Origin of the sequence: Campylobacter sp. GB48, assembly GCF_049221845.1 — a bacterium.
Classification (GTDB): domain Bacteria; phylum Campylobacterota; class Campylobacteria; order Campylobacterales; family Campylobacteraceae; genus Campylobacter_D; species Campylobacter_D lari_C.
The window spans coordinates 37,660-60,532 of record NZ_JBMJAR010000009.1 but is presented as its reverse complement, the minus strand read 5'-3'; the positions used below and the strand labels follow the sequence as shown (position 1 = coordinate 60,532).

Annotated in this window: 20 protein-coding genes; 10 read left to right on the top strand and 10 right to left on the bottom strand. The window is 28.4% G+C overall.

What is annotated here, in order from left to right; genetic code table 11:
* The 3 genes from ACOTVC_RS06065 to ACOTVC_RS06055 form a co-directional block, all read left to right on the top strand.
* A partial coding sequence (locus ACOTVC_RS06065; RefSeq protein ID WP_421627985.1) for an N-acetylmuramoyl-L-alanine amidase occupies window positions 1–1,553 on the top strand: 1,553 nt, incomplete at its 5' end.
* Complete coding sequence (mnmC, locus tag ACOTVC_RS06060; RefSeq protein WP_421627983.1) at window positions 1,550–3,394, top strand: bifunctional tRNA (5-methylaminomethyl-2-thiouridine)(34)-methyltransferase MnmD/FAD-dependent 5-carboxymethylaminomethyl-2-thiouridine(34) oxidoreductase MnmC; 1,845 nt, start codon at window positions 1,550–1,552, stop codon at window positions 3,392–3,394. The genes ACOTVC_RS06065 and mnmC, both read left to right, overlap by 4 nt.
* Before the next feature lie 165 nt (window positions 3,395–3,559).
* Window positions 3,560–4,351: an inverse autotransporter beta domain-containing protein gene (locus tag ACOTVC_RS06055; protein ID WP_214116711.1), complete on the top strand. Its 792-nt coding sequence runs from the start codon at window positions 3,560–3,562 to the stop codon at window positions 4,349–4,351.
* Here ACOTVC_RS06055 and rseP read toward each other — a convergent pair.
* The 9 genes from rseP to murJ are packed head-to-tail and all read right to left on the bottom strand — an operon-like array spanning window position 4,348 to window position 14,655.
* Window positions 4,348–5,454 (bottom strand): RIP metalloprotease RseP, encoded by a 1,107-nt coding sequence (gene rseP / locus ACOTVC_RS06050; protein WP_214116712.1) that lies wholly within the window; start codon window positions 5,452–5,454, stop codon window positions 4,348–4,350. The two genes, ACOTVC_RS06055 and rseP, sit on opposite strands and share 4 nt — an antisense overlap.
* Window position 5,455: 1 nt before the next feature.
* The gene (pgsA, locus tag ACOTVC_RS06045; protein WP_039618023.1) at window positions 5,456–5,986 is read right to left on the bottom strand and encodes a CDP-diacylglycerol--glycerol-3-phosphate 3-phosphatidyltransferase; all 531 of its coding nucleotides are present in this window, start codon (window positions 5,984–5,986) and stop codon (window positions 5,456–5,458) included.
* A gap of 51 nt (window positions 5,987–6,037) precedes the next feature.
* On the bottom strand, window positions 6,038–6,817 hold the full coding sequence (locus ACOTVC_RS06040) for an enoyl-ACP reductase (RefSeq protein WP_039618024.1): 780 nt from the start codon (window positions 6,815–6,817) through the stop codon (window positions 6,038–6,040).
* Window positions 6,817–7,713, bottom strand: coding sequence for a 4-hydroxy-tetrahydrodipicolinate synthase (gene dapA / locus ACOTVC_RS06035; protein WP_087689755.1), 897 nt, complete (start codon window positions 7,711–7,713; stop codon window positions 6,817–6,819). The genes ACOTVC_RS06040 and dapA overlap by 1 nt, the downstream gene beginning before the upstream one ends.
* Complete coding sequence (locus tag ACOTVC_RS06030) at window positions 7,703–8,956, bottom strand: M16 family metallopeptidase (protein ID WP_421627980.1); 1,254 nt, start codon at window positions 8,954–8,956, stop codon at window positions 7,703–7,705. The genes dapA and ACOTVC_RS06030 overlap by 11 nt, the downstream gene beginning before the upstream one ends.
* Window positions 8,953–10,011, bottom strand: coding sequence for a quinone-dependent dihydroorotate dehydrogenase (locus tag ACOTVC_RS06025; protein ID WP_214099487.1), 1,059 nt, complete (start codon window positions 10,009–10,011; stop codon window positions 8,953–8,955). Before ACOTVC_RS06025 ends, ACOTVC_RS06030 begins: the two co-directional genes overlap by 4 nt.
* A 51-nt stretch (window positions 10,012–10,062) precedes the next feature.
* Window positions 10,063–11,826 (bottom strand): ABC transporter ATP-binding protein, encoded by a 1,764-nt coding sequence (locus ACOTVC_RS06020; protein ID WP_421627979.1) that lies wholly within the window; start codon window positions 11,824–11,826, stop codon window positions 10,063–10,065.
* Window positions 11,819–13,201 carry a cysteine--tRNA ligase gene (cysS, locus tag ACOTVC_RS06015; protein WP_421627978.1) on the bottom strand — a complete coding sequence of 461 codons (1,383 nt, stop codon included), beginning with the start codon at window positions 13,199–13,201 and terminating at the stop codon, window positions 11,819–11,821. The genes ACOTVC_RS06020 and cysS overlap by 8 nt, the downstream gene beginning before the upstream one ends.
* Window positions 13,201–14,655 (bottom strand): murein biosynthesis integral membrane protein MurJ, encoded by a 1,455-nt coding sequence (gene murJ, locus ACOTVC_RS06010; RefSeq protein ID WP_214116790.1) that lies wholly within the window; start codon window positions 14,653–14,655, stop codon window positions 13,201–13,203. The genes cysS and murJ overlap by 1 nt, the downstream gene beginning before the upstream one ends.
* A 125-nt stretch (window positions 14,656–14,780) precedes the next feature.
* Between murJ and ACOTVC_RS06005 the strand changes: the two genes are divergently transcribed.
* Genes ACOTVC_RS06005 through ACOTVC_RS05980 form a run of 6 tightly spaced genes read left to right on the top strand, consistent with a single transcriptional unit; the run spans window position 14,781 to window position 20,599 of the window.
* Complete coding sequence (locus tag ACOTVC_RS06005; RefSeq protein WP_214116789.1) at window positions 14,781–16,637, top strand: flagellar assembly protein A; 1,857 nt, start codon at window positions 14,781–14,783, stop codon at window positions 16,635–16,637.
* Window positions 16,634–17,185: a Holliday junction branch migration protein RuvA gene (gene ruvA / locus ACOTVC_RS06000; protein ID WP_214116788.1), complete on the top strand. Its 552-nt coding sequence runs from the start codon at window positions 16,634–16,636 to the stop codon at window positions 17,183–17,185. Before ACOTVC_RS06005 ends, ruvA begins: the two co-directional genes overlap by 4 nt.
* 16 nt (window positions 17,186–17,201) lie before the next feature.
* Window positions 17,202–18,242 carry a D-alanine--D-alanine ligase gene (locus tag ACOTVC_RS05995; protein WP_214099493.1) on the top strand — a complete coding sequence of 347 codons (1,041 nt, stop codon included), beginning with the start codon at window positions 17,202–17,204 and terminating at the stop codon, window positions 18,240–18,242.
* Between the two features lie 2 nt (window positions 18,243–18,244).
* A complete protein-coding gene (locus ACOTVC_RS05990) occupies window positions 18,245–18,460 on the top strand; it encodes a type II toxin-antitoxin system Phd/YefM family antitoxin (RefSeq protein WP_039618043.1) in 216 nt (71 codons plus the stop codon).
* Between the two features lie 2 nt (window positions 18,461–18,462).
* Window positions 18,463–19,206 (top strand): alpha/beta fold hydrolase, encoded by a 744-nt coding sequence (locus tag ACOTVC_RS05985; RefSeq protein ID WP_421627975.1) that lies wholly within the window; start codon window positions 18,463–18,465, stop codon window positions 19,204–19,206.
* Window positions 19,199–20,599, top strand: coding sequence for a Mur ligase family protein (locus ACOTVC_RS05980; protein WP_421627973.1), 1,401 nt, complete (start codon window positions 19,199–19,201; stop codon window positions 20,597–20,599). The genes ACOTVC_RS05985 and ACOTVC_RS05980 overlap by 8 nt, the downstream gene beginning before the upstream one ends.
* 11 nt (window positions 20,600–20,610) lie before the next feature.
* On the opposite strand, the gene flgH is transcribed toward ACOTVC_RS05980, so the two are convergent.
* The gene (gene flgH / locus ACOTVC_RS05975; protein ID WP_039618049.1) at window positions 20,611–21,312 is read right to left on the bottom strand and encodes a flagellar basal body L-ring protein FlgH; all 702 of its coding nucleotides are present in this window, start codon (window positions 21,310–21,312) and stop codon (window positions 20,611–20,613) included.
* An 85-nt stretch (window positions 21,313–21,397) separates the two neighbouring features.
* On the opposite strand from flgH, the gene pta reads away from it, so the two are divergent.
* Entirely contained in the window at window positions 21,398–22,867 is a 1,470-nt protein-coding gene (gene pta, locus ACOTVC_RS05970) for a phosphate acetyltransferase (protein WP_214116879.1), read from the top strand.
* The last annotated feature ends 6 nt before the right edge of the window (window positions 22,868–22,873 follow it).

Sequence of the window (22,873 nt, the reverse complement as noted above, 5' to 3'; positions counted from 1 at the left end):
ACACCACATTACCTATTAATAAAAAAGAAGATAAAAAAGAAGATAAAAAAGAAGATAAAAAAGAAGATAAAAAAGAAGATAAAAAAGAAGATAAAAAAGAAGATAAAAAAGCTCCGATGCAAAAAGAGCTTTTTGTGCTCGATGTTAAAAAATTAGACAATGGTATCTTGCTTGATTTAAGTGAAAAAATCAGCCAAAAAGACATTAAAAACTTTACCCTTAAAGGTGATAAGAATTTTCGTTATGTTGTAGATTTTGATGGAATTTTAAAAGGACCTAAGAGAGCTTTTGAATTTAAAGATTTTGATATTATCGTATCACAATTTAACCCAACAAGTATGCGTTTGGTCTTAAGTTCAAAAAAGGAATTAAAAATCAAAATAGAGCTTAAAGGTCAAAGTCTTTTTATGGGACTTGAAAAGGTAGAAAAAAAAGAAGAACCCAAACCTATAGTTAAAAAACAAAATGAAGCTAAAAAAACAGAAGTAAAAAAAGAAGTTGTTAAAAATGAGCCTTTGTATATTTTAAAATCAAGTAAAGATAAAAATGGTATTAATTTAAAATTAAACAATGATATTGATTTTGAGGATATTAAAATCAATTCTTTTAAAGATGGTAAAACATATCGCTCTATTGTAAGCTTTGAAGCTATTTTAGAAGGTGATAGAAAAAAAATCGATATTAATAAAAATCAATCTATCACAATAGTGCAGTTTAATAAAACTACAGTAAGAGTTGTTTTAAATTCTACTAGTGATTTTAAAACCAATCTTGATTTAGATGATGAGGAATTGTTTATAGGTTTTGAAAAAAAGGTCAAAAAAACACCAACAAAAATTGTCTCAAAAACAACAAAAACTACTATTAAAAAATCAGGGAAAATCATAGTAATTGATCCAGGTCATGGAGGTAAGGATCCAGGTACTTTGGGTGATAAGGGTGTTAGAGAAAAAGATGTAGTTTTAAGTGTGGCTTTAAAACTTGGCAACGAGCTTAAAAAACGTGGATATAGAATTTATTATACTAGAAGTACGGACAAATTTATAAATTTAAGAGATAGAACCTCTATGGCTAATGAAAAAATGGCAGATTTGTTTATTTCTATCCATGCTAATGCAGCTCCAAATAAACAAAGAGCTAAAACTCTTGAGGGTATTGAAACTTTCTTCTTATCACCTGCAAGAAGCGAAAGAAGTAAAAAGGCTGCTGAGTTAGAAAATCAATCCGATTTTGAAGAGATGAATTTCTTTTCCAAGCAAACCTTTTTAAATTTTTTAAACCGTGAAAAAATAGTTGCTTCAAATAAATTAGCTATTGATGTGCAAAAAAAGATTTTAAGTAATGTAAGAAAAAAATATAAAGTTGTTGATGGTGGGGTTAGAGAAGCTCCTTTTTGGGTTTTAGTGGGTGCACAAATGCCTGCTATATTGATTGAAACAGGCTATATTAGTCATCCTAGCGAAAGAAATAGATTAATAAATAAAAATTTCCAAGAATTATTAGCTATTGGCATTGCTAATGGTATAGAGAGTTATTTTTATAAAAATCAATGAAAAAAGCAAATATTATCATTAAAAACAATGCGCCTTTTTCTTTGGATTTTGATGATTATTATTTTAATTCTAGTGATGGTTTAAGTGAAAGCAAATTTATATATACAAATGCTTTTGAATTTCAAACAAAACAAACTATTGTAGCAGAACTTGGTTTTGGTATAGGTTTAAATTTTTTCCTTACTTTAAAGCGTTTTATAAAGGAAAAAAAAGAAAATCAAAGGCTATTTTATCTTAGTTTTGAAAATTTTTATATAGAAAAAGAAACATTAAGAGAAATTTATAAAAACCTTGGTTTTTATGAGGAATTTAAAGAGCTTTTAGAGCAATTTTTTAAATTTTATCCTCCATGTAAAGATGGAGTTTATAGATTTTATTTTCAAGATTGTTTTTTAGATTTAGTATTTGGCGATGCTAAAGAAAAGTTACAAAATTTAGATTTTAAGGCTGATATTTGGTATTTAGATGGTTTTGCTCCTGCTAAAAATCAAGAGATGTTTGATGAGGATATTATAAATAAAGTTGCTAAAAATTCAAAAATAAATGCCAAGGTTTTAACCTTTTCCTCTGCAAGCATTTTAAAAAAAGCTTTAACTAAGAATAATTTTCAAGTACAAAAAATCAAAGGTTTTAGAAAAAGGGAAATGATACAGGCTGTTTTTAATGGCCTTGAGTTTGAAGATAAATTTGCTTATTTTAACACCCCGTGTTTGAAAAAAGAGATACAAAAAATAGCCATCATCGGAGCAGGTATAGCCGGAGCTAGTATAGCTTATGAGCTTTCTTTAAGAAATGTTCAAGTAGATGTTTTTGAAAAAGAAAATTCACTAGGAAAAGGTGCTTCTGGAAATATCAATGGAATTTTAAGTTCTTTGATTTTAAAACCTGATGTTTTGTTAGGCGAGTTTTCACAATATACTTTTTTAGAAGCTAGTAGATTTTATAGACAAATTTTAGATTTAATTCCCCAAGGGGTTTATGAATTTGCTCATAATGAGCTTATGCAAGAACGTTTTAATAGTCAAAAAGATAATGTTTTATTTGAAATTATTAACAATCAAGCTTTTTTAAAAGATGGAGCATGTATAAAGCCCAAAGAGCTTGTAAAAATGCTTTTACAAAAAAGCAAGGCTAGGGTATTTTTTGAGTATGAATTTAAAGATTATTCTTATGAAAATGAAAAATTTTCTTTGCAATTTAACAATCAAAAAACATTAAAAGATTATGATGTGTTAATTTATGCTCAAGGCACTGATGTTAAGAATTTTTTAGAGTATAAATATATGAAATTAAGCAGTGTTAGGGGGCAATGCACTCATTTAAAACCATTTTTAAAAAATTCTTATGCTTTATCTTCAAAAGGCTATATTTGTCCTATCAATGAAGAATTAAATTTGCAACTTATTGGTGCAAGTTATGATAGACTTAATCAAGACACAACGCTTTTAAAAAATGATGATTTGCAAAATATTGAAAATATAAAAGAATTTTTACAAGGTGAAAATTTAGAAATTATGGGTGGTAAAGTAGGATTTAGATCATATTCTAGTGATAGATTTGCCATAATAGGTCAAGCCTATGATGAAAATTTTTATATGCAAAATTATAAGGCGCTTTTATGGCATAAAAATAAAAGTCAAGTAGCGCCAAATGATTTCATTCCTTTATATTTTTCTATTGCTCATGGATCTAGAGCTTTTGCTAGTGCTATTATTGGAGCTAGAATGCTTAGTGCATTAATCTTTGATGAACCAAAAATAGAAAAAGATTTTTTACATGCCACTCATCCTGCAAGATTTTTAATTAGAATGTTAAAAAAGGGAAAATTTTATAATAAGTAGTTTTTTGTTTGAAATGCTATTAGCTGTATTGTAAAAATATAATGCTATTATAAATATAGAGTTAGCGATATTTTATGATAAACGTGAAATTTTGTATCTTTTATAAAATAATATATTAGAGGTTGAGTGAAAAAATACATTTTTTTTAGTTGCTTATGTATAAACATGTTTGCTTTAAATTTAGAAGAAAGCTTAGGCGAGGGTGAGGTAAATATTACCAAAGGGCAAAAGACAAATACGGTTTCTAAGCAGATATTTTTTCAAAAACCACAAGAGTATCAAGCTCAAAGTACCGATCTTGGTTCTTTTGCTAGTAAAACTTTAGGGCGGGTTTTAAATTTAAGTTCTAAAGATAAAACAGAAGCAAGTTTGGATTATAATGCTTTAAATGTAAATATTAAAAATATTAATTCTATACTAGATTATGATAATGCTAGTTTGCTTTTAGAAAAACAAGCAAGAATAGGGCAATTAGAACAAGCTTATTCTTTAGGACTTATTAATCGTTATGAATTTGATGAGTTTAATTTCGGTTTTAACTATTTTAATGATCAATATAAAGAAGCTTACACTAAAAATAGCTTTGGTGCTGAATTACAATTTAGTCACTATTTTAAAGCATATGCTAATCATTATAAAATCAAAGAAAACGATAGTGATGATAGCACAGAACTTGGAGTGATATTTGATTTGCCGTATTTAAATGTTTTAAATGTTAATTCTAATATAAAAGAATTGCAAAACCAATATAACATTACTTATTCTCCAATTTCTATTTTAGATTTATCGCTTAATTATCAAGATGAAAAAACTAGCGCCAAAGATCAAACAGCAATGTGGGTAAGATTTAGACTAAATTATGAGCAAAGTTTAAGTAAGCAATTTTATAATAGCTTTTACCGTAAAAATAATATAGGCGAATTTAACCGTTATGATTTTGCTACTAGGACTTATTAATTACTCATAAAACGGGTAATATCATTATAAGTTACAAACACCATTAAACTTAAAAGCAAAGCCATGCCAAAATAACTAAGATATTCAAAACATACTTTTGGTACTTCTTTTTTAAAGATTAACTCATAAAGGTTAAAAAGTATATGTCCTCCATCTAGCGCTGGGATAGGAAGTAAATTTAATACTCCAAGATTGATAGAAATTAAAGCTGTGATTAAAAATAAAACTACTATGCTAGTATTTGCTGCTTTGGAGGTTATATCTACCATAGTGATGATTCCACCCATATTTTTAGCATCTAATTCCCCGCTGATGATTTTAGCAAGTCCTTTAAAAATGAGCAAAGAAGCCTCTATGCTTTCTTCATAAGCGTATTTTAAACTACTAATTCCTGGATGATAAATAGTGACAAACTCACTCTTAGGTGCTATACCAATTAATGGTTTTTGAACTTTTTGATAAAACTCATTATAACCTTGATCAATTTGCGGGGTTAGGGTGATGTTGATGAGTTTACCATCGCGTTCTATACTAAGTAAGGTTGGTTTTATATGTACAAGTTTGCCAATTTCTTCAAAGCTTTGAATCTTAATTCCATCTATAGCTAGAATTTTATCTCCAATTTGTAAATTTGCTTTTTGTGCAGCTGAGTTTGGTGCTATATTACCAATAACAGGTGCAAGTTTTTGCACACCTAAAAAACCTATGGCTATATAAAGCAAAAATGCTAAAAAGAAATTAAAAAACGGTCCTGCAAAAAGTATGTAAATTCTAGCTAGAGGACTTAGAGTATTATAGCTATTTGGTTCGTAATTTTTTTCACTAGGATTTAAATCATCTTGTCCTTTAAGTTTAACATAACCACCAAAAGGTAGAGCAGACAAGCGATATTCTGTGTTTTTGTAAGTTTTTTTAAAAACAGCTTTTCCAAAGCCTATACTAAAAATTTCTACATCGACTTTCATATGTTTTGCGGCTAAAAAATGTCCTAGCTCATGAAAAAAAATTAAAAAAGATATAACCAAAAGTGTTATTAAAAAGCTAAAAGAATAAAATTTAAAGCCAATAGCTAAGATAATAAATAAAAATAAATATGATTTCAAATTATACCTTTTTTAAATGTTTTATATAAGCTAGTATGTATTCAAAAGCTGAATAAAGTGTAAGTACTAAGGCAATAAATAACAATGTATTAGCAAAAGGCCACTGCATGATTAAAAATATAATGGCTATCATTTGAAAGGTTGTTTTTATTTTACCCGCAAAAGAAGCACTTACATCAAATTTTTCACTCACCATAACTACTCGAAAACCGGTTATAAAAAATTCTCTTACTAAAATAATATAAATCATCCAAGGATCGGCTTTTTGGGTGAGTAATAATCCTAAAAAAGCAGCCAAAACAAGCATTTTATCTGCTAGTGGATCTATAATGGCTCCAAGTTTTGTAGTTTGATTCCAAGTTCTTGCAATATAACCATCAAAAAAATCAGTCAAGGCAGCTATGCCAAAAACAACACAAGCAAAATAATTTACCCAACTAGGATGAATATTTTCAAAATCATTAATAAGCAAAAAAAACAAAAGTGGAGCTAATAATATCCTTATAAATGCTAAGATATTAGGCAAATTCATTGTTTATTAATCCTTGTGTTTAAAGAAAATACCCCAAAATGGGGTAATGAATCATTTAAAAGTTGTACCACCATCTACGATTAAGGTGTGTCCTGTGATCCAATTTGCTTTATCAGAACATAAAAATAAACATGCTCCTGCTAAATCTTGAGGCTGTCCAATACGGTTTAGTGGACTAAGATTGATAGTTGCATTTTTAACTTCTTCATAATTTGTAAATGCTTTAAGTGCGTCAGTGTCAATTGGTCCACCACTTACTACATTTACACGGATGTTTTTAGAACCAAGTTCAGTTGCAGCATATCTTGCCATAGCTTCTACCGCTGCTTTAGCTGTACCGTGTCCTGCATAGTTTTCAATATGTACCAAATTTCCTGTTGAAGAAATAGATAATATACTACCTCCTCCAACTTTTTCCATTCTTTTTGCTGCTTCTTGTGCTCCAACTACAAATGCATTTACGGTTGCTGTGAAAATATTATTTATTCCACGAGGTTTTAATTTCATAAATTTGGTATATCCACCTACAACGGCACGACCTGAGATAATAGCATTAGAGATGAAAAAATCTATTCTGTCAAAATCTTGATCGATTTTTTCAAATAACTCTTTATAAGTTTCTGGTTCAAGTATGTTAAACTCATAAGCCTTTGCTTTGATTTTATAATTATTTTCTAAATCTTTTACAATTTCTTGAGCTAAATCCGCATTAGAATTATAAGTAAAAGCTACATTAGCTCCTGCTTTTGCAAACTCATATACAATAGCCTTACCAATCCCTCTTGTTCCACCACTAATTACTAAAGTTTTATTTTGAAAAAAAGTATCCATTAAAATCCTTTGATATTATAGTTTTTCATAATCGCTTCTATTTTTGCTAAATTGCAATCACTAGGTTTACAAAGTGGCAAACGATACTCTAAAGTAGGGGTTAAACCTGCTATATACATTGCCGCTTTAATAGGTATAGGATTGCTTTCGCAAAATAAAATTTTATTGATATTATACAACTCATCATTGATTTTTTTAGCTTCAATATATTTTTCTTCTAAAGCTAGATGAGTTAATTTTGAAATCATATCAGGAAGTAAATTTGAAGTAACTGAAATCACACCTTTACCGCCATTTGAAAGTATAGGATAATTAATCGCATCTTCTCCGCTTAAAAGTATCATTCTAGGTTCATGTGCTAGTAAATCAACGCATTTATCAATGTTCCCACTAGCTTCTTTAACTCCATAAATATTTTCACAATCTCTAAACAATCTTATAATGGTTTCTGTTTGAAGTTCACAACCTGTTCTTCCTGGGACATTATATAAAAGCACAGGTATGTCTATGCTTTTTGCTATTTCTTTATAATGTAAATACAAACCTTCTTGTGTGGGTTTGTTATAGTAAGGAGTAACACTTAAAATGCCATCAGCTCCATGCTCTTGTGCAAATTTAGCTAAACTTACAGCCTCGTGTGTAGCATTGCTTCCTGCTCCTGCTAAAACTTTACAAGAACTTCCCTTGCAAGCATCTAATGCTATTTCTATACAAATTCTATGTTCTTCATGGGTTAGGGTGGCACTTTCTCCGGTTGTTCCAACAGGTACCACTACATCAATTCCATTTACTATTTGTCTTTTGATGAGTTTGTGGTAAGTTTGTTCATCTAATTTTCCATTTTTAAATGGAGTTATTAAAGCCGTCATTGCTCCTATGATGATTTTATTGTCCATTTTCACCCCTTTTTAAGATTATTGTAGTAGATTTGTTTTCATTGAAGTATTTTTTAGCACAATGAATTAAATCATCTTTACTTAAATTTTCTATATTTTTTTCATAATCAAGCAAAGGTTTTAAATCACCTTTTGCAAGATAAGATCCATAAATATTTGCAACGCTACTTGCATTGCTTAGTGAAAAGATAAAATCACTTTTTACAGTATTTTTGATTTTTTCCATGATAGTATCATCAAATTTAGCATTTTTTACATCTTCAAGAATTTTTAAAAGCTCTTTTTCAACATCTTCTGCTTTTATGCCTTCATTGCAAACACAAATAAATATAAATAAATTCTCATCTATATTTTCACTTGCATAAGCATAAAATTCATTGATTAATTCTAATTTATCAATTAAAATTTCACTTATTAAAGAACTTTTTCCGTTTCCCAAAAGTTCACTTAATGCGCAAAGTTTTGGCATATCTTTGTGATTAAATGCAGGAATTTTATATGCAAGTGCTAATAATTGTGTATCGCTTTCTTTATGTAAGATCACACGTTTAGCACCATCTTGCTCAGGTTCTTTTTCATGAACTATAGGGATTTCTTTGGTATTTTTTATATCTTGAAAATGTTTTTTAGCTAAAGTAAATACTTCATCTTCATCAATATCACCACTCACAAGCAAAATAGCATTTTTGGGTTGATAAAAAGTTTGATGAAAATCTTGTATATCTTCTATTTTCCAATTTTGTATATCTTTAAAAAAGCCTATCGGGGTCCAGTGATATGGATGGTGTAAAAAGGCATGGTTGTATAATCTAAAATACAAATATCCCAAAGGATTGTTATCGGTTCTCCAACGCCTTTCTTCTAAAACTACATTTCTTTCAGGCTGAAACTCATCATCTTTTAAATTTAAATTACGCATTAATTCAGCAAAAAGCCATAAAGACTTATCTAAATTTTCACTAGAGCATTTTATAAAATAATGCGTATAGTCAAAGCCCGTGCTTGCATTATCCACTCCACCAAAACCTTTGACTATTTCATCAAATTCACCTGCTTTTAAATTTTTTGTACTTTTAAAATTTAAATGTTCAAGCATATGGGCTATGCCACTTTTTCCCATTTTTTCATTTCTTGAGCCAACTTTATAAAAAATATCTACACTTATAACCCCGCTTTTTTTATTTACAGGTAAAGTATAAATTTCAAGTTCATTTTCAAGGGTAATTTTTTTATAATTAATCATTTAAAATTAACTCCTATAGCTTGACTAATATGATTAAAACCATCTTGTTTTAAAAGCTCAATTAAACCTTGATTGATATTTTTAACAATGCTTGGTCCTTTAAAAATCATAGCTGTATAAATTTGAACCAAGCTAGCCCCATTTTTAATGCGCTCATAAGCAAGCTGTGCACTATCTATGCCTCCACTTGCTATTAAAATAGTATCTTGATAAATTTCTTTAGCCACTTCTTTAAAAAATGTCGCACTTTTTTGAGTGATTAATCTACCACTAATTCCACCAAAAGTTCTTGTATTATCAATCAAAGAATAATCTATACTAGTGTTTGCCATGATAATACCATCAGCTTTTGCACTAATAGCACTTTTGCAAAGTGAAATTGCGCTGTCTATATTCATATCTGGGGCAATTTTTAAAATCACAGGTTTATTTGTGATTTCTTTTGCTTGGTTAAATAAAGTACTTACAAATTCTTCACTTTGTAAATCTCTTAAATTTTTGGTATTTGGAGAGGATATATTAATCACAAATAAATCACACAAATCTTTAAACTCTTTTAATAAAATAATATAATCATTAATAGCTTCTTCATTTGGAGTGATTTTATTTTTGCCTATATTTGCTACTAAAGGTATGCTAAATGGATAGACTTTTTTTACTTCTTTTGCGATAGCATCTTTACCTTTATTATTAAAACCCATAGCATTTTGAATACTTTCTTGCTCAACAAGTCTAAAAAGTCTAGGTTTTTCATTACCATTTTGAGGTTTTGGGGTGAAAGTTCCATATTCTAAAAAGCCAAAACCTAAAGCACTTAGTGGTCTTATCATTGTGGCATTTTTATCAAAGCCACCTGCTAAGCCCACAGGGTTATAAAAATTTAGATTAAAAATTTCTTGATTTAAAATTTCATCATTTACTACGCAATCTTTTGCAAAAAAACTAAGCCCCCCAGGAAATATACAATCTAGTGTTCGCATACTAAATTCAGCCAAGGCATGAGCATTTTCTGGATCTAATTTATATATTAAAGGTTTTAAGCTTTCATAGGTCATATTTTTCCTTATTTTATAAAATAGCATATTGTACTAAAAAAATGATAATTCTTAGTTTTCATTTTCTTTATCTTTATCAGTTTTTTGTACTTTTTGTTTTAATTTTTGATAAATTTCACAATGTTGCATTAAATAAGCATCATTTCCTATAGAAGCTATTTTTCCTTTATCAAGCACAGCAATTTTATCGGCATTTTCTATGGTGCTAAGTCTATGAGCGATGATGAGTATTAAACGATCCTTTTTTAAGCTTTCTATAGTTTTTACTATGGCTTTTTCACTTTCATTATCAAGTGCTGAAGTTGCTTCATCAAAAATTAAAATTTGAGGATTTTTATATAAAGCCCTTGCTATAGCAATGCGTTGTTTTTGTCCACCCGAGAGATTTTTTCCATGCTCTTTTAATTCAGTATGTATACCGCCAAGTTCTTGAACAAAATCATAAGCATTAGCTTTTTTTAAAACCTCTATTACACGTGCTTCATTGTATTCTTTAGCATAAGCAATATTTTGAGCTATAGTGTCATTAAATATATAAATATTTTGAGTTACCAAAGAGATATTCTCTCTTAAGCTAACAATATCAAAAGAACTAATATCTTTTTGATTGATTAAAATTGCACCACTATCTTTTTCAAAAAAATACATTAAAAGATTAATAATAGAAGATTTTCCTCCACCACTTGATCCAACTAAGGCTAGAATTTCTCCTTTGTTAAAAGAAAAATTTACATCTTTTAATACCATTTTATCTTTTTGATAGCTTAAAGAGACATTTTTAAAATGGATATTTTGGATATTTTCTGTAAGTTTTTCATTGCCACCTTTAATTTGTGGTTCTAAATCAGTTAGATAAAAAGTTCTTTCACTTGCTGCTACTGCATTTTGTAATCTTGTGTAAAGCGAAGAAAGTCTTTTAATAGGAGTATAAGCCATAAATAAAGCTGTGGTAAAGCTAAAAAAAGAACCTATGCTTAAACTTCCATCAATTACTTCTTTACCGCCTATTATAATTACCACAGCAAAGCCAATTGAACCCATAGATTCCATTAAAGGGCTACTTAAAGCTTCGATTCTAATGCCTTTTAAGGAAAGCTTGCAAACTTCACTATTAGTTTGGCTAAATTTTTGCATTTCATTTTTACTTGCATTAGAAGCTTTGATAAGTTCTATATTAGAAAAGATTTCGCTTAATCTTGAAGTAAGATCAGAATTTTTTTCTTGGGTATTGCGTCCTATTTTTTTGATTTTCTTAGCAAAAATAGCAAGAGGGTAAATTGCTAAAGGTAAAATAACTAAAGCAAAAAAAGCAAGTTTTGGGCTTTGATAAATAACAACACTTAAAAGTCCAATTGCAGTTAAACTTTCTCTTAAAATTTCAGGTATGATAGTAGAAACTATATTTTGTAAGGCTCCAATATCAGAAGTGCACCTGCTGATTAATTCTCCACTTCTGTATTTATGAAAAAAGCTCATATCTAAGCGTAAAAGATTGCCAAGAACTAATTCTCTTAATCTTCTTAAAATATCTGCCCCAACATAAGATATATAATAAACTTGCATATAAGCACCAAGATTTTTTAAAGCATAAATTAAAACAACAAGTAAAGGCATGTAGTAAAGCAAATCAACATTTTTTTCTATAAAAATTTTATTTAAAATAGGCTCTATGATGTATGCACTAGCAGCTGTGCCACCACTAGTTAAAAGCATACCTATAATAGCTAAAACAAAATAAAACCAATAATCTTTATAATAAGGCTTAAAGCGAGTAAATACTTCTTTAAGCTTCATTTCTTTGTAATTTTTATCCATTTTTCTCCCATACTACACCATTTGGTGTATCCATTAAAAGAATATTCTCTTTAGCTAAATCATCACGAATTTGATCTGCTAGGGTATAGTTTTTTTCTTGCTTTGCCTTGTTGCGTAGAGCGATTTTTTCTTCTATTTCTTGACATTTTTCTTCACTAATGCCAAATTGAAAATATTTTATAGTATCCATAAAACCTATACCAAAAATAAAAGCAAGTTCTTTTAAGGTTTTTTTTACTTGTATTTTATAAGCTTTATCTTTTGGGTTTTGATCTAAGTAAATATTACTTTCATTGATAAACTCATCAAGCAAAGCTAAGGCTTTAGAGGCATTTAGATCATCATTTAAAACTTCTAAGATATTTTTAGCTACTTCACTTTCTATGGTAGTTTTTTCATCTATAAAAGCATTTATGTTTAAGCGTTTTTTTAAGCGATAAAATTTATCAAGCCTTTTTTTAGCAGCTTGTAAGTCTTCTAAAGTATAGTTAAAATGCGCTCTATAATGCACACTTAAAAGATAAAATCTCAAAACCTCTCCACTAAAAAGTTTTAAAGAATCTTTTAGAAAAAAGCTATTTCCCAAGCTTTTACTCATTTTTTCACCATTAATTTGTACAAAGCCATTATGCAACCAAAAATTAGCCAACTCATGATTATTTTTACAACGACACTGACAAGCTTCGTTTTCATGATGAGGAAAAAGCAAATCTATACCCCCTGCATGAATATCAAGTTTATCTTTAAAAATACTTTCTATCATTACAACGCATTCTGTGTGCCAACCTGGTCTTCCTTTGCCAAAATTTGCAGGATAAAATTTTTCATCAAATTTCCATAAAACAAAATCACTATCATTTTTTTTAGCCACGCTTTCTTCTAGGCGTGATTGATTATCTTCTAAATTTCTTTTAGAGATATAAAAGTATTTATCATCTTTGCTAGTATCAAAATAAATTCCATCTTCAAGTTTATAAGCTAGGTTTAATTCTAAAAGTTTTTCTATATATATAATCATTTGCTCAATATAAGCTGCAGCCTTTGGTTTAAAATTAGGCTCTAGGATATTAAGTGCTTGCATATCTTCTTCGTATCTTTTAATATAAAAATTTGTAATTTCTTCTAAACTTTTGCCACTCTCTTGCATTTTTTTTAAGATTTTATCATCAATATCAGTGTAATTTCTAGCAAAAACTACTTCATAATCATTTGCTAGTAAAACTCTTCTTAAAAAATCAAAACATACACTACTTCTTGCATGTCCTAAATGTGCATCATCATATACAGTAGGCCCGCATAAATAAATATTTGCTTTTTTTGCCTCATGTGGGATAAATTCGCATTTTTTCTTTAAAACACTATCAAAAAAAACCATTAAAATAAACCTTTAAAAAAATGATAAATTTCAATTAAAAATTGTATTAAAATATCTTTAATTTCAAATAAGCCTAAAGCAAATAAACTTAAAAATACTATGCTAATAAGCCAAAATTTAACCCTAAAAATACCCCAAAGATTTTTAAAACCAAATTCTTTAATATTAGCATACAATAAATAAAAAGCACTAATAGATGAGGCTAGTGCAATGCCTAAGCTCTTATAAGCTTCTTCTTTGATAAGTAAAATAATCACTACGCTAAAAAATGCTGATATAAAAAGTGTTTTAAAGGCTATTATAGCGGCTATTTTTTGTTTAAATTTAGCATAAAGCCATAAAGAAAAAAGTTTTTGTAAACCAAAAGGCAAAAGCCCCAAAAGATAAGCTTGTAATAAAAATGCAGTGATTTTTGTATCTTCTTGATTAAAATTTCCTCTTTGAAATAAAAACTCCACAATTTCTTTAGCTAAGATAATCCCCACTATACTAGCTAAAATCAAAAGCACGCTTAAATACTCAAAAGCTTTTTGCATAAAAGCTAAGGCTTTTTGTTCTTCATTTGCTTTTAAATGCCTTAGTATTTTTGGAAAACTTACTTGACTTAGAGCGATTGCAAAAAGAGCTAAAGGAAGCTGAAAAACCCTATTAGAATAATACAAATACGAAATGCTTCCAGCCATTAAAAAACTAGCTATAGTAGTATCTAATAATGAACTAATTTGATTTGCCGAAGAACCTAAAAGTCCATGGGTAAAAGTAGAGTGGAATTTATCTAAACTAGTCTTTGTTTTTTTAAGTTTTATACTTAAATACATACTTTTTAAAATTCTAGTGTTTTTTAAAGCAAAAATATGCCATATAAGTTGAGCTAGACCACTTAAAACAGTCGCATATGAAAAATAATACAAAGCTTCTAAAGGTTTATCTTGAGTGACAAAAAATCCAGCAATCACAACAAAAAGATTAAAAAATGAAGCAGAAAAAGAAGTAATGAAAAAATTTTGTTTATAATTTAACAAAGAGCCTAAAAAAGTTACTAAAAAAATAAAAAACAAATACCAAAAATTAATAGAAACTAAAGGTGCGGCTAGAATAATCGTTTCTTTATTAAAACCAAAGGCAAAAATCTTTGTAAAAAATTCAGCAAAAAAACTTACTAAAACACAGGTTAAAAACACTATAATACTAAATTGCAATAAGACATTTATGCAAAAAGCACCTTTTTTACTTGCTTTTAAAAAACTTGGTAAAAAAGCTTGTCCAAAGGCTCCTTCAGCGAAAATTCTTCTAAAAAAAGCAGGCATCTTTAAAGCTACAAAGAAAATATCGCTATAAATTCCGGCCCCTAAGTACAAGGCTAAAACAATATCTCTTAAAACACCCATAATTCTAGAAAATAAAATTCCTAAGGCATTGATGATGAAATTTTTAAAAACAATATTTTTTTTCATTAATTTTCATTCTTTAAACATTAGTTTGAGTATTATAAAATTTTTTAGTAGCAATAATTTTAACTAAATTTTGATTTTATTTTTGCTAAAATCAAAATTTTATACACAATAAGGAAGCTTAAGCTATGGAAGAAAAGAAAATTTTATATACTAAAGACCCTTATAAAGAGCTTTTGATATTTGCTTCTGAAAATAAATGTGAAGTCGATGAACTTGATTTTGGATTGTTAAGTTTTAGCACTTCTTATACTTATGATAATCAAGAATGGATAAAAGTTAATGAAAAAGAATTAAAAATTTTTGAAGAAGATGAAAAATTTTTAATTCATGATTTAAATATAGAACAAGAATATAAAATAGAAATTTATTTTAAAAAATTTACACGCTCTCCAGCTTTTGAGATTAGTTTACATGTTAATGAACTTTGCACTTTATTAAAAGCTAGTGTTAGAGCTAGTGAAGCTATTGCTTTTCATGATAAATTAGCACTGGAGCTCTTAGAAGCTATTTATAAAGCGATGATAAAAGAAAAATATTTGCTTGGATTTAGAATTTTTGACTTTAAAAAGCAAATTATTGATTTTAATACTAAAGTTAAAGAAAAGCAAAAATTTGATTTTGAAGTTGAATTTGAAGTATGTAAGGGAGTTAATCCACAAGAGCCTACAAATGAAGAAATTCAATATCATTATCTAGAAAATTTAAAAAAACACAATGATGTGATGAATAGAAACTATGTAGCACCTATAGGAAAAGATGAGGTGGCTATTGAGAGGATTAAACCAAAAGAGGGTAGTGATGGTAAAGATTTAAGATTTAAAATTTTAAAAGCCCTCCCGCCAAAAACAAACAAAGAAAAAGTTATTTGTTCTGATAATTTTGAAGTTAAAGAAGATGATGAAAGTATAAAATATATTGCCAAAAAAGATGGATTTATTATCCAAAAAAAATCTATTTATGAGATAGAAAATTATTTAGAATTTAACAAGGTTGATTTTAAAAGCACGGGTTCTATTTGGGCGGGTTTTGATAAGCAAGTTATTATCGTGATTAAAAATACAAATAGTTTAGAGGATGCAATAGGCCCTAGAATTACCGTTGAAGCACAAGAGTTAGAGGTTGTGGGCAATATGGCTCAAGATTCTGTTTTAAGAGGTAAAAAAGTAATTCTTAAAGGCAATATGCACCATAAAAGTACTATTATAGGGCAAAAGGTTGAGGTTAATATCTTAAGAGGATATTGTGAGGCTGAGGAAATTTTTGCTGAAACTTTAGAAAATGGCTCTATTAAGGCTAAAAAAGTAAATATTAAAAAAGCTGTGGGTGGGGAGATTATCGCAGATGAAATTTACATACAAGAGCTTGGTGGTAATTGTTTATGCAGTGCTAAAAGTTTAATCCGCGTTGAAAAAATTCAAGGAAGTGGTAATAAACTTATAATTCAAGATTTCAAAGCTTTTGATAGAGAAAAAAGTGGAGAAGAAATACTCTTGCATATTGAAGAGTTAAAAAAAGAGCAAGAAAATTTAGTCAAAGAAATTGAAGAGACCAAGCATACTATCCATGTGAGTAAAGATTCTGTGAGAATTTTACAGCAAAAGGCAAAAGAATTAATGAATGCAAAAAGAGCTATACCGCAAGCTTATAAGATTACTATTAAAGATTTTAATCAAAAGATTGAAAAATTAAATATTTTAGCTAATAAGATAGAAACTCTAAAAGAGGAAGAAAAAACAAATATAGAAAAGCTTAAAAAAATTCAAGATGAACTTTTAAAATCAAAAATTATTAATAAAAGTGGAAAATGGATGGACTTAAACGAGGTTAAATTTGTTTTATTAAATCCTAGAAAAGAGTTAAGCTATCATCCGCGTAATGATGAGATGATTGAGTGTTTTGAGCTTGAAAAAATAGATGCTGAAGATGGAGTAAGTGTTTATGAAATTCATTCTATTGGTAATTATAAGGAAGAAGCTAAATGATAGTGGCGATTGAAGGAATAGTGAGTAAAAAAGATCCTACTTTTGTAATTTTGAAAACTTCAAGTGGGGTAAGTTATGGTGTTTATGTGTCGCTTTTTTGTTCAAGTAATTTTGAAAAAGATCAAAAGGTTGAGTTTTTAATCACACAAATTATCAAAGAAGACTCTCATAAATTATATGGATTTTTAGATATTAACGAGCAAAGGATGTTTGAATTATTAATTAAAATTAGTGGTATAGGAGCAACTACTGCTATGGCTCTTTGCTCAAGTTTAGATACTAATACTTTTTATGCAGCTTTGCAAAATGGCGATGAGAGTGTTTTTAAAAAGGTTCCTGGTATTGGTCCAAAGAGTGCAAAAAGAATTATAGCTGAGTTAAGTGATGCAAAAATCAATATAGAAAATTCTAATCAAGATCAAGCACAAGCTTTAGCAGCCTTACTTTCACTTGGTTTTAAACAAGAAAATATTTTAAAGGTTTTAAGAACTTGTGAGGGTAAAAATACTAGTGAGCTTATTAAAGAGGCTTTGAAAAAATTAGCATAATAAAAGGAAAAATATAATGATATATGGTGTAATTTTTGGTGCAAATTCTTATGAGCATGAAATTAGCATTGTGAGTGCTGTAGTGTTAAAAAAAGTACTCAAAGCGCAAAAAAAATTTATATTTTGTGATAAAAATAAGGAATTTTTTCTTATAGATGAAGAAAAAATGAATGCAAAAACTTTTAGTAGTGGCGCTTATAAAAAAGAAAAAGCCTTAGTATTAAAGCAGGGTGGTTTTTTTATAAAAACTATGTTAGGTGAGAAAAAACTTGACATTGATATAGCGATAAATATTGTACATGGAAAAGATGGTGAAGATGGCAAAATAGCTGCTTTGCTTGATTTTTATGGTATAAAATACATAGGACCGCGCATAGAAGCTAGTGTTTTATCTTTTAATAAGGTTTTAACTAAACTTTATGCGCAAAGTGTAGGGGTAAAAACACTTGATTATAGGGTTTTAAATTTACATAAAGAGCAAAATGTTTCTTTAGATTTTCCTTGTATTTTAAAGCCTGCAAGATTAGGTAGTAGTATAGGTATAAGTATAGTTAAAGATGAAAGCGAGCTTAAATATGCTAAAGATGTTGCTTTTGAATTTGATGAGGATGTTGTAGTAGAACAATTTGTAAGCAATATTAAAGAATACAACTTAGCAGGTTGTATGATAGGTGAAAAAATGGAATTTTCTATCATTGAAGAGCCTAGAAAAAATGAAATTTTAGATTTTGAACAAAAATATTTAGGTTTTTCAGAAAGTTCTAAAGTGAGTGAAGCAAATATTAGCGAAGAATTAAAACAAAAACTAAAGGATAATTTTACGAGAATTTATGATCCTTTGTTTAAAGGAGCTTTGATTCGCTGTGATTTTTTTGTGATAGATGATGAGGTTTATTTAAATGAGATTAATCCAAATCCAGGATCATTGGCAAATTATTTATTTGAAGATTTTACTAATATAATTAATAATTTAGCAAAAAATATAGAGTTAGAAAAGCAAATCAAGATCGATTATGCTTTTATTCACAGCATTAATGGACAAAAAGGTAAATTGTAATCATGGCTACTTTTAGCAAAGATGAAATTTACACTGCAACTGAAGTAGTAAGAAATTTCAGCACTATGCTTGAAAAAACAAAAAAAAGTGAAAATAGCAGGGTGGTGATAGTAAAAAATAATAAATTTGAAGCCGTGCTTTTAAGTTTTGAAGAATATGAGCGTTTAAATGAAGCTGTAATGCTTTTAGAAAAAATTTATAAAGATAAAAAAGGCTAGAAATGGCAAAAACTAGAGTATATTCTAATGGGTATTTTTATAATTTAAGCTATGAAGTCATCAATCCAAAATGTAAAAAAACAATTCTTATTTTACACGGTTGGGGTGCTAATAAAGAGCTTATGAAACAAGCTTTTGAAAAACCTTTGAATGATTTTAAACAAATTTATTTAGATTTACCTGGTTTTGGAAATTCAAGCATAGATGCACCTATGGATTCTTATGTTTATGCCAAGGTCGTAGAAGACTTTTTAACTACAATTGAGCAAAAGGCAGATTATTTAATGGGGCATTCTTTTGGCGGAAAAGTTGCGACTATTATGTGTCATAATGCTAATTTTCAAGGTTTGATTTTACTTTCTAGTGCAGGTGTGGTTTTGCCAAAAAGCTTTAAAGTGAGGTTTAAAATAGCCTTGTTTAAAATTTTAAAAAATCTTCCTTATGGGGATTTTTGGAGGAAATTTTTTATTAGCAAAGACGCTCAAGGTATGAGCGAAGTGATGTATGAAACCTTTAAGAAGGTTGTTAATGAAAATTTAGAAAATGAATTTCAAAAGCTTAAAAACCCTATTTTAATTTTTTGGGGTAATGAAGATAAGGCTACGCCTTTAAAAAGTGGAGCGATTATCCACTCTTTGGCACAAAAAGGAAATTTTTTTGCATTAGATGGAGATCATTTTTTCTTTTTAAAACATGCTGATTTTATAAATGAAAAAATACATGAGGAATTTTTAAAAAATGATTAGTATGATAGCTTTTTTAAGTTTGAATTTTTTACTCGGATTTTACCTGATTTTAGCCTTGCAATGGTATTCTTATAAATTTTCACGCATAATTTTACATTTTGCTAAACCTTTATGGCATTTATATTTTTTAGTAATTCCTTATTTTGCTTTTGTGTTTTCTTTATATAGTGGAAATTTTTATTTATATTTTATAGTTTTTGCTTTGTCTTTGTTATATGGTGGGTATTTATATAAAAATTTAGATAAAAAGCTAGTTTTTACTACTAGAATTAAGCGTTATTTTTTATTTTTGTCGCTTTTTACTTTAGTATTTATGTCATTTTTTTGGATAGGTTTAGAAGCTTTAGTAGTCGCATTTTTATTAAGCTTTTTGGTAGAAAAAATAAGCCAAAATACATTTATAAAAAAGGCAAATAAAAAGATTTGTGATAATCCAAATTTAAAAATCATTCTAATAACTGCAAGTTTTGGAAAAACAAGTATAAAAAATTTTTTATACGAACTTTTAAAAGATGAGTTTAAGTGTTATAAAACTCCAAGAAGCGTTAATACTTTTATGGGTATAGTAAAAGATATCAATGAAAATTTAGAAAATAATACTGAAATTTATATCGTAGAAGCTGGTGCAAGAGAACAAAATGATATTTTAGAAATTACAGAGTTTTTAAATCCTCAAATTTGCATAGTTGGTGAGATTGGTTTAGCGCATTTGGAGTATTTTAAAACTCAAGATAATATCCGCAGTGCTAAGTTACAAGCTTTAAAATCAAAGCGTTTAGAAAAATACTTTTTACACTCAAGTACCTTATATGAAAATGAATTTTATGATGATTATTTAAGTGATGTTAGGGCAAGTTTAGAAGGTTTAGATTTTAAAATAAGATTAGATGATGATATTTATGATTTTCATGCAAATTTATTAGGTGCTTTTAATGCTTATAATATTAGTGTATGTATTTTGCTTGCTCATTATTTAGGAATAAAAATAGAAAATATTATAAAAAGTGTATCAAATTTAAAAGCAGTAGAGCATCGCTTGCAAGTGATTTCTAAAGAACCTAAATTTATCATAGATGATGGTTTTAATGGAAATTTTAAAGGTATGAGTCAAAGCTATGAGCTTTGCAAAAGTTATCAAGGAAGAAAAGTTTTAGTAACTCCTGGTATAGTTGAAGTTAATGAAGAAGAAAATATAAAATTATGTAAGATAATCAATGAATGTTTTGATTTTGTAATTATTACTTCAGAAGCTAATAGTGTGATTTTACAAAAACATATTACATTAGATTTTTATGTATTAAAAGAAAAATCTCAACTTGTGCAAGCTTTATCAAAATTAACTCAAAATGGAGATTTGATTTTATTTTCTAATGATGCACCAAGTTTTATGTAAAACCATTTAGCTTAAAAAGGCCAAATGGTTTCCATAAATTTTGTACCCCAAGGCTTACGCGTTGATTTATCTATATCACCTTCAGTTTTATAAAGAATTTTTGCATCTGCTATATATTTACTATCTATCATATTATCTTGAGAAATATCGTAAGGCCTTATAACCCCGCTTAGCTGAATGATTTGTTTTTCGCCGTTAATTAAAAGCTCACGGCTTCCCTCTATAAAATAATTTCCATTAGATAAAACTTTAATCACTCTAGCAGAAATAGTAGTTTGGAAATTTTCACTTCTAGTTTGGCTTCCTGTACCTTGATATTGTGAAGTACTTGCTGTGGTATAGCCTATATTTGTATAATCATTGATAAAATCTCTAGCTTTGCTAAGTCCGGCACCGGTGGTTATTTGTCCTCCACCTAAATTAACATTATTGTTTTTACTTGTAGCTTTAGAGCCTTGCGAGTTTTGTGTAGCATTTTCTCTAATGACTACAGTAACTAAATCATTTACATTCATTGCTTTTTTATCAGAAAACAAAGGATTATCTCCTTTGCCAAACAGCGATCCAGGATTACTTTGGGTGTTATGATTTTGTTTTGGAGCTAATTCTTCTACATATGTTGGAGGTTTCATATTAATATGTGGATCGACTGTAGCACTACAACCAAACATTACAAAAGGTAACAAGTAAAAATTAACATTTTTAAATTTCATAGCTTTATAACCTTATATTATTGTGATGAATTTTAAAATTATTATATTACAAAAAAACAATTATTTTGTTAAAAAAGAGGAAAAAATGAAATCCATGTTTTTATTAAATTGTGTTGATGAGAAATTTTTAACACAGTCTTTAGAAAAAGTTCAAGGTAAAATAGTTTTTTATTTTCCTATTTTTTGTGAGAAAAATAAAGAAAAAATTGCTTTAATATGCTCAAAAACCAATTTCAAGTTAGATTTTTTTAGTAGTTTTGAAAAAAATAATTATCAAGGCAAATTTACTCAAAATTCAAATGATTTTTTTAAAAAAATAATTCAAGATTATGAAAAATTAAAAAAAGAAAATGATTTTGTTGTAGTGGTTGGAGTAGATGATTTTGGCTTGATGGGTGATTTGAATTTAAATATAGCCTTAGCTAAAGAGTTAAACACTCCTTTATATGCAAAAAGTCAAGATGAAAATCATACTATGTTAAATTTCTTACTAAGCCAAAAGCTTAGCGACTTTGTTTTGTTAAAAGAAAATGAAGATTTTACTCAAGATTTATTACAAGAATATACTTATAAAACTCAGGCAAGATTTTCTTATGAGCTTTTTGAAAAAGCAAAAGCAGATAAAAAAATAGTGGTTTTACCTGAAAGTTTTGATGAAAGAGTATTAAAAGCTAGTGAGTTTTTAATGCAAAATGAGATTGTTGATTTGATTTTACTAGGCGATAGCAATGAAATTTGTGCCAAAGCTAATAGTTTAAATATTAATATCGATGGTGTGCGCATTATAAATCCTAAAAATTCTCAATATAATGAAGAATTTGAAGAGCTTTTGTATGAAGCTAGAAAAAGTAAAGGTATGAGTAAAGAAGAAGCTAAAAAGTTAGTACAAGATAAAACATATTTTGCGACCTTGCTTGTACATACTCAAAAAGCGCATGCTATGGTAAGTGGAGCAAGCACAACTACTGCTGAAACTATTCGTCCTGCTTTGCAAATTATCAAAACAAAACCTGATGTGAGCTTAGTTTCTGGTATGTTTTTTATGTCTTTAGAAGATAAGGTTTTGGTTTTTGCTGATTGTGCTGTTATGCCAAATCCAACCCCTGAACAACTTGCTGAAATTGCTTATGTGAGTGCAAATAGTGCTAAAGCTTTTGGACTTGATCCTAAAGCGGCTTTGCTTTCATATTCTAGTGGAGATAGCGGAAGTGGGGCTAGTGTAGATGCAATTAAAGAAGCTACTAAAATAGCTAAAGAAAAATATCCTCAACTTGAGCTAGAAGGTCCTATACAATTTGATGCAGCATATGATATGCTAACAGCAAAAAGTAAAATGCCAAATTCTAAAGTAGCAGGAAAGGCAAATGTATATGTGTTTCCTGATTTAAATGCGGCAAATATTTGCTATAAAGCAGTGCAAAGAACAGCAAATTCTTTAGCTATTGGCCCGATTTTACAAGGTCTTAAAAAACCAATTAATGATTTAAGTAGAGGTTGTTTGGTAGAAGATATTGTTAATACTGTGATTTTAAGTGCTATTCAAGCACAAGAATAAGGAGAA